At 73.0% G+C, this 14,025-nt stretch carries 14 protein-coding genes and 1 pseudogene; 3 read left to right on the forward strand and 12 right to left on the reverse strand.

Features of this window, described 5'->3' with window-relative positions; genetic code table 11:
- Both CCN39_RS17790 and CCN39_RS17795 read left to right on the forward strand, forming a co-directional pair.
- Positions 1-225, forward strand: a pseudogene (locus CCN39_RS17790) (HEAT repeat domain-containing protein); the annotation flags it as partial.
- Positions 219-1,190 (forward strand): HEAT repeat domain-containing protein, encoded by a 972-nt coding sequence (locus tag CCN39_RS17795; protein ID WP_086843376.1) that lies wholly within the window; start codon positions 219-221, stop codon positions 1,188-1,190. The pseudogene CCN39_RS17790 and the gene CCN39_RS17795, both read left to right, overlap by 7 nt.
- On the opposite strand, the gene CCN39_RS17800 is transcribed toward CCN39_RS17795, so the two are convergent.
- The 4 genes from CCN39_RS17800 to CCN39_RS17815 all read right to left on the reverse strand — a co-directional run bounded on the left by CCN39_RS17800 (position 1,177) and on the right by CCN39_RS17815 (position 3,826).
- Entirely contained in the window at positions 1,177-1,737 is a 561-nt protein-coding gene (locus CCN39_RS17800) for a phosphoribosyltransferase family protein (RefSeq protein ID WP_244210840.1), read from the reverse strand. The two genes, CCN39_RS17795 and CCN39_RS17800, sit on opposite strands and share 14 nt — an antisense overlap.
- An 86-nt stretch (positions 1,738-1,823) precedes the next feature.
- On the reverse strand, positions 1,824-2,816 hold the full coding sequence (locus CCN39_RS17805) for an RNA polymerase subunit sigma-70 (RefSeq protein WP_279629581.1): 993 nt from the start codon (positions 2,814-2,816) through the stop codon (positions 1,824-1,826).
- A gap of 36 nt (positions 2,817-2,852) precedes the next feature.
- Positions 2,853-3,218: a DsrE family protein gene (locus CCN39_RS17810; protein WP_086843380.1), complete on the reverse strand. Its 366-nt coding sequence runs from the start codon at positions 3,216-3,218 to the stop codon at positions 2,853-2,855.
- Between the two features lie 74 nt (positions 3,219-3,292).
- Positions 3,293-3,826 (reverse strand): CGNR zinc finger domain-containing protein, encoded by a 534-nt coding sequence (locus tag CCN39_RS17815; RefSeq protein ID WP_086843382.1) that lies wholly within the window; start codon positions 3,824-3,826, stop codon positions 3,293-3,295.
- An 80-nt stretch (positions 3,827-3,906) separates the two neighbouring features.
- On the opposite strand from CCN39_RS17815, the gene CCN39_RS17820 reads away from it, so the two are divergent.
- The gene (locus CCN39_RS17820) at positions 3,907-5,076 is read left to right on the forward strand and encodes an MFS transporter (protein ID WP_086843384.1); all 1,170 of its coding nucleotides are present in this window, start codon (positions 3,907-3,909) and stop codon (positions 5,074-5,076) included.
- 34 nt (positions 5,077-5,110) lie between these two features.
- On the opposite strand, the gene CCN39_RS17825 is transcribed toward CCN39_RS17820, so the two are convergent.
- From CCN39_RS17825 to CCN39_RS17860, 8 genes are all read right to left on the reverse strand, one after another.
- Positions 5,111-5,941, reverse strand: a complete 831-nt coding sequence (locus CCN39_RS17825) for an NAD(P)H-binding protein (protein WP_086843386.1) — start codon at positions 5,939-5,941, stop codon at positions 5,111-5,113.
- Positions 5,942-6,016: 75 nt separating this feature from the next.
- On the reverse strand, positions 6,017-6,859 hold the full coding sequence (locus CCN39_RS17830; protein WP_086843388.1) for a cell division protein FtsQ/DivIB: 843 nt from the start codon (positions 6,857-6,859) through the stop codon (positions 6,017-6,019).
- Between the two features lie 4 nt (positions 6,860-6,863).
- Entirely contained in the window at positions 6,864-8,252 is a 1,389-nt protein-coding gene (murC, locus tag CCN39_RS17835; protein ID WP_086843390.1) for a UDP-N-acetylmuramate--L-alanine ligase, read from the reverse strand.
- A complete protein-coding gene (gene murG, locus CCN39_RS17840; RefSeq protein WP_086843392.1) occupies positions 8,245-9,369 on the reverse strand; it encodes an undecaprenyldiphospho-muramoylpentapeptide beta-N-acetylglucosaminyltransferase in 1,125 nt (374 codons plus the stop codon). The genes murC and murG overlap by 8 nt, the downstream gene beginning before the upstream one ends.
- Entirely contained in the window at positions 9,366-10,877 is a 1,512-nt protein-coding gene (gene ftsW, locus CCN39_RS17845) for a putative lipid II flippase FtsW (protein WP_086843394.1), read from the reverse strand. Before ftsW ends, murG begins: the two co-directional genes overlap by 4 nt.
- Entirely contained in the window at positions 10,864-12,270 is a 1,407-nt protein-coding gene (murD, locus tag CCN39_RS17850) for a UDP-N-acetylmuramoyl-L-alanine--D-glutamate ligase (RefSeq protein WP_086843396.1), read from the reverse strand. Before murD ends, ftsW begins: the two co-directional genes overlap by 14 nt.
- A 1-nt stretch (position 12,271) precedes the next feature.
- On the reverse strand, positions 12,272-13,354 hold the full coding sequence (mraY, locus tag CCN39_RS17855) for a phospho-N-acetylmuramoyl-pentapeptide-transferase (protein WP_013228040.1): 1,083 nt from the start codon (positions 13,352-13,354) through the stop codon (positions 12,272-12,274).
- On the reverse strand, positions 13,351-14,025 hold a 675-nt coding region (locus CCN39_RS17860), incomplete at its 5' end, for a glutamate ligase domain-containing protein (protein ID WP_279629580.1). The genes mraY and CCN39_RS17860, both read right to left, overlap by 4 nt.

Here is a 14,025-nt window from a genome sequence, read left to right on the forward strand (position 1 = left end):
GAGCGCGGCGACCGGGCCCTCCGGCTGAGCCTGAGCCGGGCCCTCGCCGCGCTCGGCGACGCGGCCGAACCCGCCCTGGCGGCGGGACTCGCGAGCGCCGACCCGGGCGTGCGCGCGCACGCCCGGGCCACGCAAGTGCTGGTGCACGACCCGGACGCCGGGTTCGACCTGGCCGTCGACGAGGCGAAGCGGGTCGTCGCGCTCGGGCCGGACGCGGCGTGCTGATCGGGGAGGTGGCCCGCCGGTCCGGGGTGAGCACGCGGATGCTGCGGCACTACGACACCCTCGGGCTGGTGCGGCCGACCGGCCGCACCGTGGGCGGCTACCGCGAGTACTCCGAAGCGGACATCCGCCGGATCTTCCACGTCGAAGGCCTGCGCACGCTGGGGATGTCGCTGCGCCAGATCGGCCGCGCGCTGGCCGATCCCGGCTTCACCCCGGCCGAGCTGGTCGGCGACCTCATCCGGCGGACCGAGGAAAGGCTGGCGCGGGAACGGGAACTCCTTGACCGGCTCCGGGCGATCGACGCCTCGGACCCCGCGGGCTGGGACGGCGTCCTGCACGTCGTCGGGCTGCTGCACGGGCTCGGGTCCCCCAGCCCGGCCCGCCGGCAGCAGGCCGCCCTGGCCCCGGTCGAGGACGTCCCGCTGCTGGCCAGGGCGGTCCTCGCCGAGACGGATCCCAACGTCGCCGGAGCCCTGCGCTGGGCGCTGGCCCGCGCGGGCGCCGACGGCGTGGCCGCCGTGGCCACCGGCCTGCGGTCGGAGGACGTCACCATCCGGCGGCGCGCGGTCCTGGCCATCGCCGAGCTCCCCGGCGACGAAGCGACCGAGGTACTCGCCGGCGCCCTCAAGGACCCGGACCCGGAAGTGCGCCGCCACGCCGCGCTGGCCTCCGGCAGCCGCGGCACGACCACCGCGGTGCCGCTGCTCGTCGAAATGGTGGTCGAGGGCACCAGCGACGTCGAAGCGGCGGAAGTCCTGGGCACGCTGGCCGAAGACCCCGGGCAGGGGGCGAGGATCCTCGACGCGCTGACCGGGGAGCTCGCCGCGGGCCCGGCGGTGCGGCTCCGCGTGACCCAGGCTCTGGCGGAACTGCCGGGCCCTCTCGCCGACGACGTCCTGCGGCAGCTGGCGGGTGATGAGGACCGGGCGGTCGCCCTGCTCGCCACAGCCGTCAGAGTTCCCTGATGTGCAGCAGCGACCGGACGTTCAGCTGACGCCGGACCTGGTTGCGGCGCAACGCGTCCACCACGGTCGCCACGCCGAGCCAGGTGGCCTCGGCGTCCTGGGTGAGGAGGTGGGCGCCGTGGGCCTGACCGCCGGTTTCGATCCAGTCGTCGACGAACAGCACGCGATCGCCCCCGTCGACCAGGTGCTTGCGGAAGCCGAGGCTGAGGTGGCGGTCGTGGTAGTCGGGTGGGGTGGTCCGCCGCAGCCAGGCGTCGCTGTCACCGGACGCCGCGCGGTTCTTGCGGACTTCGACGAATCCGACCTGGAGGTGCAGGGCGACCAGCGGCCCCAGGAGGCAGCCGCGGGACTCCGGCCCCAGGACGACCGTGGGCTGCCGGTCGGCGAACAGCCCGGCCAGCGCGGGGCCCAGGCCCGCGAGCAGGTCCGGCCGGCGCCACCACCCCGTCACGTCGGCGTAGTAGCTCTCGTCCGTGCGATCGCCGCGCCAGGTGAAGGCACGGCGGAGCCCGGCCTTCACCTCTTCCACCAGCACGTCTCCGGACACCTGCCGATGGTCGCGCCCCGTGGCCGCCACCGGCAACCGGATTTCCTCCCGGCCCGGGCGGCACCCTGGACGGCCGCGTCTGCGGCCTACCCCGGCAGGCGCTCCGGCAGCCCCAGCCGCGGGAACCGGCCGGCGTCGAACGTGGTGATCTCGGTGATCGCCCCGCCGCTGACGCGCAGGACGTCGATCGTCAGCGGCAGGTACGCACCCAGCCCTTCCTGCCAGAGGTAGAACGCGACCGCCCGCTGCCGGTTCACCGACGTCGGGATCCCGCGCAGGCCCTTCAGCTCCTCGAAGCCGCCCTCGACCCAGTCCCGCACGACCGCGTCGCGGCCGACCTGCAGGCCCGATGTCGGCGGCATCGAACAGCGGACGTCCTCGCGCAGCAGGGCCGCGATCCCGTCGACGTCGATGGCCACGCTGGCCTCGGTGTAGCGGCGCACCAGCGCACGTGTCCCGGCGTCCTCCTCGCCGCCGGCCCAGTCCTGGCGCTCGGCGGGCAGGTGCTCCCGCATGCCGGCGCGGGCCCGCTGCAGCGCGCTGTTCACGGAGTTGACCGAATCCCCGAGCAGCTCCGCGACCTCCTTCGCGGGCCGGCCGAGCACGTCCCGCAGGATCAGCACCGCCCGCGGCCGCGGCGCCAGGTGCTGGACCGCCACCAGGTACGCGAGCTCGATCGTCTCCCGCGCGAGGGCGACGGCCTCGGGCTCGTCCGCGCCGCCCGCGGGCAGCTCGTCGAGCAGCCGGTCGGGGTAGGGCTGCAGCCACGGCACCTCACCCCCGGTCGCCGGCTCGGGGCGGCACCGGGCCAGCAGGTCCAGGCAGGCGTTGGTGGCGATCCGGTACAGCCACGCCCGGAGCGTCGACCGCCCCGCGAAGGTCTCGCGCCGCCGCCAGGCACGCAGGAACGTCTCCTGCACGGTGTCCTCGGCGTCCTCGAACGACCCGAGCATCCGGTAGCAGTGCACGTGCAGCTCCCGCCGGTGCCGTTCGGCCAGCCCCGAGAACGCCGGCTCCTCCAACCGCGTGTCCGCACTCATCCCGTCATCCTTCCGCCTCGTCGTGGCTGTCGCAGGTATGACGGTTCCGAGCGCGACAACTCATCACCGAGCCGGTCAGTAGCTGAACGTCGTCGCCGGCTCGTCGCCGATCCACTTCCACAGCGGGATGGTGCCGTTCAGCTCCGCGGCGTCGACGAGGTTGCCGGCGTCGAGGTGCTTCGCGTCGAAGCAGATCGGGCACACGTAGTACCGGCCGCCCGCTGCCTCGTAGCGCTTGACCAGGTCGGCCAGCGGCGGGCAGCCGTCGCACGCGGCGCCCACGGCGGTGCCCGCCAGCGAGAGCCGGACGGCCTCCTTGGTCAGGAACATCAGCGTCTCGCGCCCGGTCTCGGCGGCTCCCACCGCGACCAGGAACGCGACGGTCACCTTCTCCGCGTCCTCGAGGCCCGTCGACAGGCTGATGACGGCTTTGTTCGACATGGTTGTGGCTCCCTTCGTCCGGACCCAGGACGTTAGGAGCGGACGACAGCCGTGTCGTCGGGTGTTTTCCCGACCTATCGGGCAGCCTTGGCTCGATAAGTCGACTTTTTCGCCTGGTTCCCGCACACGTCCATCGAGCACCACCGCCGCGTCCCCGGCCGGGACGTGTCCAGGAACAGCGCCCCGCAGCGGGCCCCCTCGCACCGCCGGACCCGCGCGAACTCCGGCGACGTCACCAGCTCCACCGCGTCCCGGGCCAGCAACGCCAGCATCGCCGACGGGGGATCCGCGGCCTGCCACCGCAATTCTCCCGACGGCGTCAACGCGGGCGCGGGCACCGGCAGCGCCGCGACGCGGTTCAGCCGCTGCCGCGTCGACGGGCGCACCGAAGCCGTCAGCAGCTCGTGGATCGCCTCGCGGACCGCACGCGCTTCGGCGGCCGACTCCGGCCGGACCGGGGTGGCGAACGGGCCGAACCGGTCGATCCACGCTCCCCACGCCGCCGCGTCCGGCAGCTCCTCCGTCTCCGACGGCGTCCCCCGGTACCGCAGCGTCCGGATGAAGTCGAGGCACGGGCGGCCCGCTCCCGCGCGGAATCTGTCCGTCATACGGGTCACAGTACGCCGGAACCGGTTTGACTGGTACCTTCGGGGAACCGATCAAACCGGTTCCACTTCTGGGGGCGCACATGACCGAGACCGAGCAGAAGGCCCCGCCCGGCTGGCTCGTGCTGCTCCTGGCCGTCTCCTGTGGACTGACCGTCGCCAATCTCTACTACGCGCAGCCGTTGCTCGCCGAGCTGCGGCAGACGTTCGGCGTCGGGGAGGCGGCCGCGGGTGGCGTGGTCACCGCCACCCAGATCGGGTACGCGGCCGGGATGCTGCTGCTCGTCCCGCTCGGCGACCGGCTCGAGAACCGCGGCCTCGTCGCGACGCTGCTCGCCGTCGCCTGCGCCGGCCTGGTCGTCACCGGGATCGCGCCGGGGTTCGCCGTGCTGCTCATCGCCTCGCTGGCCGTCGGGGCGGCGTCGGTCGTGGTGCAGATCCTCATCCCGTTCGCCGCCGACCTCTCCCCCGACGCCATCCGCGGCCGGATCGTCGGGCGGGTCGTCAGCGGGCTGCTCTTCGGGATCCTGCTCTCCCGCGTCGTGGCCAGCCTGCTCGCCGAGGTGACCAGCTGGCGCGTCGTGTTCCTGATCTCGGCCGGGGCGATGGCGGCGCTGGCCGTCGTGCTGCGCTTCATCCTGCCGCGCCGGGCACCCAAGACCGACGTCCGCTACGGCGAGCTGCTCCGTTCGACCTTCGCCATGGCGCGGAAGCACCCGGCGCTGCGTCACCGCGCCCTCTACCAGTCGGCGATGTTCGGGGCGTTCAGCGCGTTCTGGACGACCATCGCGTTCGTCCTCACCGCACCGCCCTTCAACTACTCCCAGCTCGGCGTGGGCCTCTTCGCCCTGGCGGGCGCGGCCGGCGCCGCGGTGGCCCCGCTGGCCGGGCGGTGGTCGGACCACGGCCACGGCCGGCGGCTCACCGCGGGCGCCTTCGTCCTCTGCGCGGCCGCTTTCGCGCTGGCCGGCTTCGGCGCGCACAACGTCATCCTGCTGGCGATCGCCGCGATCGCCATCGACACGGCGGTCCAGGCCACGCTGGTGACCGGCCAGCACGTGATCTACCAGCTCGACCCCGCCGCCCGCGCCCGCGTCAACAGCGTGTACCTGGGCACGTTCTTCATCGGCGGCGCGATCGGCTCCCAGGCGGGTTCGATCGCCTACCACCTGGGCGGCTGGACGGCGGTCGTCGTGTTCGCCGGCGTGCTGCCACTGCTCGGCCTGGCGGGGATGACCCGCACCCGGGTCTAGGACCGGTGCGGCCGGAAGCAGTGCCGCCGCCCCCTCAGGCGAAGGTCGTCCGGTTCGCCGCCACCCATTGGGCGTACGTCGTTCCCGGCCGGCCCACCAGTTCCTCGACGACGCCGGTCGGCACCTGCGGGTGCCGCAGGGTTTCCGCGAAGCCTTCGAGCAGCCAGCCGACGGCCTCTTCCGGGACGCCGTAACCGATCCACTGCGCGCGCTGCTCCGCCGGGGTCAGTTCGCGGAACCGGATTTCCTTGCCCAGCACCGCCGCCAGGGTCTCGACCTGCCCGCGCGGGCTGATCGCCTCCGGTCCACTGAGGACATACGTGGCACCGGCGTGCCCTCCGGTCGTCAGCACCCGGGCGGCCACCGCCGCGATGTCACCGAGGTCGATAGGGGTCTGCGTCGCGTCGCCGAAGGCCATCGCGACCTCGCCCGCCCGAACCATCGGCGCCCAGTCGAGCGTGTTGTTCATGAACACGCCGGGCCGCAGGAAGGTCCAGGCGAACCCGGCCTCCCGCACGGCCGCCTCGACGGCGGCGTACTCGTGGCCGCTGGACCCCTCGTGCTCGTCGCCGACGCTGCTGCCCGACAACGCGACGACCCGCTCGACGCCGGCGTCGGAAGCCAGCTCGCAGAACCGCCGGACGGTCCGGGCCATCGGGGCGAGGTACACCGCCGAGACACCCTTGAGCGCCACCGGAAGCGTCGACGGCCGCGCCAGCGACCCGACGACCACCTCCGCCCCGGCCGGCAGCTGCGCGCGTTCGGGGTCGACGGTCAGCGCCCGCACGGGCACCCCCGCCGCGACGAGTTCGTCGACCACCAGCCGGCCGACGCTGCCGGTCGCCCCGGTCACCAGGATCGTCATGCGCATCCTCCTCCTTCTCGTATGGCGTACGAGATAGTACGGCATACGGGAACTCGAGTGCACCTGGAAAACGATTCAGGAAGTGATGGTCGGCAGTTCCGGCGCCGCGACGTCGTAGACCTTGCCGTCCTGAGTCAGCAGCGCCGCCAGGACCTTCGCCTTCCGGTCCGTCTGCTCCGCGGTCCCCCAGCGGACGATCTTCCCGTTGGCCAGCGTGAACTCCACGCTCGCGGGCGTCTTCGCCGTCGCTGTCGTGACCTGCTTCAGCAGCTGCTCCGGGATCACCCCGAGCACCGCCGTGACCGCGCGGGTCACCGGGTCGTCCGCCGACACCTTCGGCAGCTTCAGCTCCGGCAGGCCCGGCGGCCGCGCCGAGACCGTCTTGAACACCACGCCGCCGCCGTCGACCAGGTGAACCCCGTCGCCGCCCGGGCCGCTGTCGAAGAACGCGATCGCCGTGCGCTCGGTCACCGTGATCTCGACCGTGTTGGGCCAGGACCGCGACACCTCGACCGTCGCAATGCCCGGCATCGCCGCCACGCGGTCGCGGATCTCGTCCGTGCTCAGCCGCAGCATCGGCTTGTCCGCCGGAACCGCCGCCACCGTGCGGATCTGGTCGGCCGGCACCGTGCGCGACCCGCTGACGGAGACGTCCTGCACGCCGAGCATCGAGCTGAAGAACAGCAGGTAGACCAGCGCCACCACGGTGAGCACGGACAGCAGCGCGACCCACCGGCGGCGGATCTCCACCTGCCGGTTGGGCCGGTTGCGGGCGCTGGGGGCGGGCCGCGCGGCGCGGGTCCGGCGGCGCTCCTCCTCGGAGCGCCGCCCCCGGCGTTGCCGGGCCAGGGCAGCGCGATCCGGCACGGCCTCTTCCGAGGAGGCGGACGGACGGCGGCGTTCCCTGGTCGGACTCATGGCCTCAGCGCTTGTCCAGCTCGGCGAGGATCTCCGGACCCAGCTGCGTCACGTCCCCGGCGCCCATGGTGACCACGAGGTCGCCGGGCTTGGCCAGCCCGGCCACCAGCGGCGCGGCGACGTCGAACGCCGGCTCGTAGTGCACCGACGCCGTCACCTGGTCCGCGATCAGCGCCCCGGTGACGCCCGGCTCGGGCTCTTCGCGCGCGCCGTAGACGTCCAGCACGACCACCTCGTCGGCCAGCGACAACGCGGCCGCGAACTCCGCCGAGAACGTCTTGGTCCGCGAGTACAGGTGCGGCTGGAACACGACGATCACCCGGCCGGACCCGGCCGCCGTCCGCACCGCGTGCAGCTGCGCGGCCACCTCGGTCGGGTGGTGGGCGTAGTCGTCGTAGACGCGGACGTCGCCGGCCCGGCCCTTGAACTCGAACCGCCGCCGGACCCCGCCGAACGCCGCGAGCCCGGCCACCAGGCCGTCGACCGGCGCGCCCAGCTCGACCCCGGCCAGCAGCGCCGCGACCGCGTTCAGCGCCATGTGCTCGCCCGGCACGGCGACCCGCACCGACAGCTCCGAGCCGTCGAGCAGGAGCCGCACGACGCCGCCGTCCGGCGCCGGGGCGTAGTCCAGGACCCGCGCGTCGGTGGCCGTGCGGCCGTAACGGCGGACCCGGACGCCCAGGTCGGCCGCCTGCCGGCCCAGTTCGTCCGCCGCCGCGTCGTCGGCGCAGACGATGAGCAGCCCGCCCGGCACGATCCGGCTCACGAACTCGGTGAACACCTTGGTGTAGGCCTCGGCCGTGCCGTGGTGGTCCAGGTGGTCCGGCTCGACGTTCGTCACGACCGCGACCGACGGCGAGTAGGTCAGGAACGAGCCGTCGCTCTCGTCGGCCTCGGCGACGAACACGCCGCCCTCGCCGTGGTGGGCGTTGGCGCCGGACTCGTTGAGGTCGCCGCCGATGGCGAACGACGGGTCGAGCCGGCAGTGCTGCAGCGCCACCGTGAGCATCGACGTCGTCGACGTCTTTCCGTGCGTGCCGGCGATGCAGGCGACGCGGTGGCCCTCCATCAGCCCGGCCAGCGCCTGCGCCCGGTGCAGCACCGGGATCCCGGCTTCGCGAGCCGCCACCAGCTCCGGGTTGGTCTCCTTGATCGCCGTCGAAACGACCACCGCGGACGGCGGCTCGGCCAGCTCGGAGACGTTCGAGGCCGCCTGGCCGACAAACAGCTCGGCACCCTGGGCCCGCAGCGACAGCAGCGCGCGCGACTCCTTGGCGTCCGAGCCCGACACGAAAGCGCCCCGGGCCAGCAGGATCCGCGCGATGCCGGACATGCCGGCCCCGCCGATCCCGATCAGGTGCGCCCGGCGCAGTTCTTCAGGCAACTCAGGCACCGGCGGCCTCCAGAACGATGCGGGCGAGGGTTTCGTCGGCTTCGCGGTGGCCCATGCCGACCGCCGCCGCGCCCATCTTCGCGACGCGGTCGGCGTCGGTGACCAGCGGGACGACGAGTTCGGCGACCTTGGCGGAGCTGAGGTCGCCGTCGGCGACCATCAGCGCGGCGCCGGCGTCGACCGCGGGCCGGGCGTTGGTGGCCTGCTCGCCGTTGCCGATCGGCAGCGGGACGAACACCGCGGGCAGCCCGACCGAGGTCACCTCGGCGACGGTCATCGCGCCCGAGCGGCAGATCGCGACGTCGGCCGCGGCGTAGGCCAGGTCCATCCGCTCCAGGTACGGCACCGGCACGTACGCCGGCCTGCCCGGGAACTCCTGCACGACCAGCGTGTTCTTCGGACCGTGCGCGTGCAGCACGCCGACCCCGGCGTCGGCCAGGTCCTTCGCCGCGCCGGACACGGCAGCGTTGATCGACTGCGCGCCCTGGGAACCGCCGAAGACCAGCAGCGTCGGCGCGTCCGGGTCCAGGCCGAAGAACTCGCGCGCCTCGGCCCGCAGCGCGGCCCGGTCCAGCGTCGTGATCGACCGCCGCAGCGGGATCCCGACGACCTCGGCGTTCGGCAGCGTCGTCCCCGGCACGGCGACGGCGACGCGCTTGGCGAACCGCGCGCCGACCTTGTTCGCCAGGCCGGCCGACTTGTTGGCCTCGTGCACGACGATCGGGACGCGTCCGCGCGCGGCCAGGTAGGCGGGCAGGGCGACGTACCCGCCGAAGCCGACGACGACGTCCGCGCCGACGCGCTCCAGCACTTCGCGGGTCTTGCGGACCGAGTCGCGGACCTTCAGCGGCAGCTTGACCAGTTCCGGGGTCGGCTTGCGGGGCAGCGGCACCGGCGGGATCAGCTCGAGGGGGTAGCCGCGGGCCGGGACGAGCTTGTTCTCCAGGCCGCGCTCGGTGCCGAGCGCGACGACCGTCGCGTCCGGTCGCAGCCGCATGACGGCGTCGGCCAGGGCGAGGGCGGGTTCGATGTGTCCTGCGGTGCCACCTCCGGCGACCACGACCACGGGCCCCTTGCCCGCGGCGGCTCGCTCGGTTCCCTTGACGGGCTTACTCACCTATGACCTCTCCGGTTCGCGGTACTCCGGGTACCACGGCTCGCTGTTGTCCGCGCGGCCCCGCCGCGAGACGTGCTCGTGCGGGCCGCGCTCGTCCGTGCCGCGCTGCGCCGCACCGGTTCGCGGACCGACCTGCGTCGTTCCTGTGCCGGGGCGGGCCGGGCCGCACGGGGCGCCGGCCGGGCCGCCTTCGCCCCACTCCGCCCCGCCGCCTTGCGCGTGGCGGGCGGGCGGTACGGGTCGGGCGCGGGCAGCCGCAGCAGACGCCCGAATTTACCCGGCCCCTGTGTGCGCAGCGCGGCCACCGCCTCCGGTTCGTGCCGGGCGGCGTTCGCGAGCACGCCCATGATGAGCATGGTGATCACCAGGGACGTGCCGCCGTAGGAGATGAGCGGCAGCGTGACGCCGGTGACCGGCAGCAGGCCGACGACGTAGCCGATGTTGATGCCGGCCTGGGCCACCAGGAACACCGTCAGCGTGCCGGAGACGATCCGGATCCACGGGTCGATGTTGCGGGTGGCGATCCGCAGGCCCACGATCGCGACCCCGCCGAACAGCGCGAGCACGACGACACAGCCGATCAGCCCGAGCTCCTCGCCGATCAGCGCGAAGATGAAGTCGTTCTGCACGTTCGGCAGGTAGTTCCAGCTGGCCGCGCCCTGGCCGAGCCCCTTGCCGAGGACGCCGCCGTCGGCAAGCGCCAGCTTGGCCTGGTTGGCCTGGAAGCCCCCGGCGCTGGTGTCGGCGTCCGGCGACAGGAACGACATGACCCGGTCGAGCCGGTAGGGCGCGATGATCGCGAGCACGAGCACGCCGGCCAGGCCGCCGGCGAGGATGACGCCGAAGAGCCGTTTCGGAGCGCCGGCGAACCACAGCAGCGCGAGCAGGACGACGGCGAGGGTGACCGTGCCACCGAGGTCGGGCTGCAGCATGACCAGGGCGAACATCAGCAGCGCGATCGGCACCACCGGCACCAGCAGGTGCCGCCACTGGTGGATCACGTTGTACTTGATCACCAGGATGTGGGCGCCCCAGAAGGCCAGCGCGACCTTCGCGGCCTCGACCGGCTGGAAGGTGAACTCGCCGAGCTTGAACCAGCCCTGCGAACCGTTGACCTCCGAGCCGAGCGGCGTCAGCACGAGCACGAGCAGGCCGAGGCAGATCACCGTCGCGGTGGCCGACATCCGCCGGATCCGCTCCAGCTTGACCCGCAGGCCCAGCCAGAAGACCACCGAGCCGAGGGCGACGAAGACCAGGTGCTTGACGAACAGCGAGTAGACACCGCTGCCGGTCTTGGGGTTGTAGGAGGTGACCGACGACGCCGACAGCACCATGACGGCGCCGATGACGGTGAGCACACCGGTGAGGGCGAGCACGAGGTGGAACGACGCCAGCGGCCGCGAGAGCCACGCGGTCAGCGCGGTCCGGAAGGCGACGAAGCCGCTCTCCTTGCGCTCCCGGCGCGGCCGCTTGGGCGGCGGTGCGGGCTTCGGTTCAGCTGTCGTCACTCGGCTCCCCCGCTGCGTCGTCGCGGAGGACATGCACGGCCGCAGTGAACGCGTCGCCGCGCTCGCCGTAGCTCGAGAACATGTCCAACGACGCCGCGGCGGGTGCCAGGAGCACCACGTCACCGGGTCGGGCCATCGCGCTGGCCGCACTCACCGCCGCAGTCATGGGTTCATCGTCACCCGGACGGAGGCTGTTCACCGGGACATCCGGCGCGTGTCGCGCAACCGCGGCGGCGATCACGGGTGAATCGACGCCGAGGAGCACGACGCCGCGCAGGCGGCCGGCGATGCTGCTCACCAGCTCGTCGACCGAGGCGCCCTTGAGCTGGCCCCCGGCGATCCACACGATGCTCGCGTGGGCGCGCAGGGACCCGGCGGCCGCGTGCGGGTTGGTCGCCTTCGAGTCGTTGACGTACCGCACCCCGGCCACTTCGGCGACCTCGACGGCCCGGTGCGGGGCCGGCTGGTACTCGCGCAGGCCCTTCAGCACGGCGTCGGCCGAGACGCCGTGGGCGCGGGCCAGCGCGGCCGCGGCCAGGGCGTTCGCGACGTTGTGCGGGCCCGCCGGGCGGACGTCCGACAGGGTGGCGAGCTCCTCGGCGCTGTTCGCCGGGTCGGCGACGAAGGCGCGGTCGACCAGCAGGTCTTCGACCACGCCCAGCTCGCCGGCGCGCGGGGTGTCGAGCTGGAAGCCGACGCGGCGGGCGCTCTCGGGCGCGTGCTCGGCGGCGATCCGGGTGGACCAGTCGTCGTCGGCGTTGTGCACCGCGACCTTGGCCCGGGCGTAGACCCGGCCCTTGGCGGCCGCGTACTCGTCCATCGAGCCGTGCCAGTCGATGTGGTCCTCGGCCAGGTTCAGTACGACGGCGGCGTCCGGGGCCAGCGTCGAGGACCAGTGCAGCTGGAAGCTCGACAGCTCGACGGCCAGCACGTCGTACCCGGCCCGCACCGCGTCGAGCGCCGCGTACCCGATGTTCCCGCAGGCCACGGCGTTCGCGCCGGCCGCCTTGAGGATCGACTCGAGCATGCCGGCGGTGGTCGTCTTGCCGTTGGTGCCGGTCACCACCAGCCAGCACGGCGGGTGCTCGCGCAGCTGCCCGACCCGCCAGGCCAGTTCGACGTCGCCGATGACCTCGATCCCGGCCTCGGCCGCGGCCACCAGCAGCGGCGACGTCGGCCGCCAGCCGGGGCTGGTGACCACGAGGACGACGTCGGAGGGCGGCTCGGTCAGGCCCGGCACCAGCTCGGCGCCGAGGCCCTCGAGCTCGGCCAAGCGCTCGGCGTTGCCGTCGGTGACGGTGACGCGCGCACCCAGCTCGACCAGCACCGGCACCACGGACTTGCCCGTGACCCCGGCCCCGGCGACCAGAACGTGACGACCGGCGACGTCCACGTCAGCCCCCGAGGCCCAGCTGCTCGCTGTAGAACAGGCCGAGCCCGAACATGCAGCAGATCGCCGAGAGCAGCCAGAACCGGATGATCACCGTGGTTTCGGCCCAGCCGGCGAGCTCGAAGTGGTGGTGGAACGGCGCCATCCGGAACAGCCGGCGCCGGGTCGTCCGGAACACCGCGATCTGCGCGACCACCGAGATCATCTCGACCATGAACAGGCCGCCGATGACGATGGCGAGCAGCTCGGTGCGGGTGGTCATGGACAGGCCGGCGACCAGGCCGCCGAGGGCCAGCGAGCCGGTGTCACCCATGAAGATCTTCGCCGGGGCCGCGTTCCACCAGAGGAACCCGACGCAGGCACCGGTCGCCGCGGCGGCGACCACGGCCAGGTCCAGCGGGTCGCGGACGTCGTAGCAGGCCGCGGCCGGCGCGTTGGCGCAGGACAGCCGCTCCTGCCAGAACGAGATCACGACGTAGGTGGCCAGCACCATCGCCGCCGCGCCACCGGCCAGGCCGTCGAGGCCGTCGGTGAAGTTCACCGCGTTCGACCAGCCGGAGATCACGACGTAGCAGAAGATCACGAAGATCACCGACGGGAAGGTGATCAGCGCGAGGTCACGGACGTAGGAGAGGCTCTCCGACGCCGGCGTGATGCCGTGCTGGTTCGGGAAGTTCAGCGCCAGCACCGCGAACGCGATGGTGACGACGAGCTGCCCGACCAGCTTCGCGGTCTTGTTCAGCCCCAGGTTCCGCTGCTTGCGGATCTTGATGAAGTCGTCGAGGAACCCGACGATCCCCAGGCCCACCGCGAGCATCAGCACCAGCAGGCCGGACGCCGTCGGCGCCCCGCTGCGGGAGTTGAACATCCAGTTGATCAGGTGCGCGGCGAAGTACCCGACGACCATCGCGATGATGATCGCGACACCGCCCATGGTCGGGGTACCGCGCTTGGACTTGTGTCCCTGGGGGCCTTCCTCACGGATCTCCTGGCCGAAGCCCTGCCGGGAGAAGACCCGGATCAGGTAGGGCGTCAGCATGATGGAGACCAGCAGGCCCGCCGCGGCCGCGATCAGGATGCTGATCACGCGTCACCACCGTTCGAGCGATTCTCGGAGTTGTCGGTTTCCCGGGGTTCGAGCAGAGCTTCGGCGACCCGCCAGAGGCCGGCGGCCTTGGAGGCCTTGACCAGCACCACGTCCCCGGGGCGGAGCTGATCATGCAGCAGGGCGGCGGCGGCCTCGACGTCGGGTACCAAAGTGGATTCCTCGCCCCAGGAGCCTTCCTGGTGCGCGCCCTGGTGCATGGCCGCCGCCTCGGGGCCGATCACGACGAGCTTGGCGATGTTGAGCCGGACGACGAGCCTGCCGATTTCGTCGTGGGCGTTGACCGAGTCCGCGCCGAGCTCGCCCATCACGCCGAGCACGGCCCAGGACCGGCGGCCGGTCTCCCGCGTCATCGCCGCGAGGGCCTTCAGGCCGGCCCGCATCGACTCGGGGTTGGCGTTGAACGAGTCGTTGAGGATCGTGACGCCGTCGGGCCGGGTGACGACCTCCATGCGCCGCGCGGACCGCCGTTCGAGGGCGGAGAGCCGTGTGGCGATCTCGTCCGGCGTCGCGCCCAGCTCCAGCGCGACCGCCGCGGCGGACAGCGCGTTGCCGACGTGGTGCTCGCCGTGCAGCGGCAGCTTGACGTCGGCCGCGCCGGCCGGGGTGATCAGCCGGAAGGACGCGCGGGCCTCGTCGTCGAGGGTGATGTT

The sequence above is a fragment of the Amycolatopsis kentuckyensis genome (genome assembly GCF_002155975.1).
Taxonomy (GTDB): Bacteria; Actinomycetota; Actinomycetes; order Mycobacteriales; family Pseudonocardiaceae; genus Amycolatopsis; species Amycolatopsis kentuckyensis.

What these genes read in the sequence shown, in the direction of transcription:
- CCN39_RS17810 (WP_086843380.1), bottom strand. Translation starts at nt 3,218, where the DNA reads ATGTCGAACAAAGCCGTCATCAGCCTGTCGACGGGCCTCGAGGACGCG.
- CCN39_RS17815 (WP_086843382.1), bottom strand. Translation starts at nt 3,826, where the DNA reads ATGACGGACAGATTCCGCGCGGGAGCGGGCCGCCCGTGCCTCGACTTC.
- CCN39_RS17820 (WP_086843384.1), top strand. Translation starts at nt 3,907, where the DNA reads ATGACCGAGACCGAGCAGAAGGCCCCGCCCGGCTGGCTCGTGCTGCTC.
- CCN39_RS17825 (WP_086843386.1), bottom strand. Translation starts at nt 5,941, where the DNA reads ATGACGATCCTGGTGACCGGGGCGACCGGCAGCGTCGGCCGGCTGGTG.
- CCN39_RS17830 (WP_086843388.1), bottom strand. Translation starts at nt 6,859, where the DNA reads ATGAGTCCGACCAGGGAACGCCGCCGTCCGTCCGCCTCCTCGGAAGAG.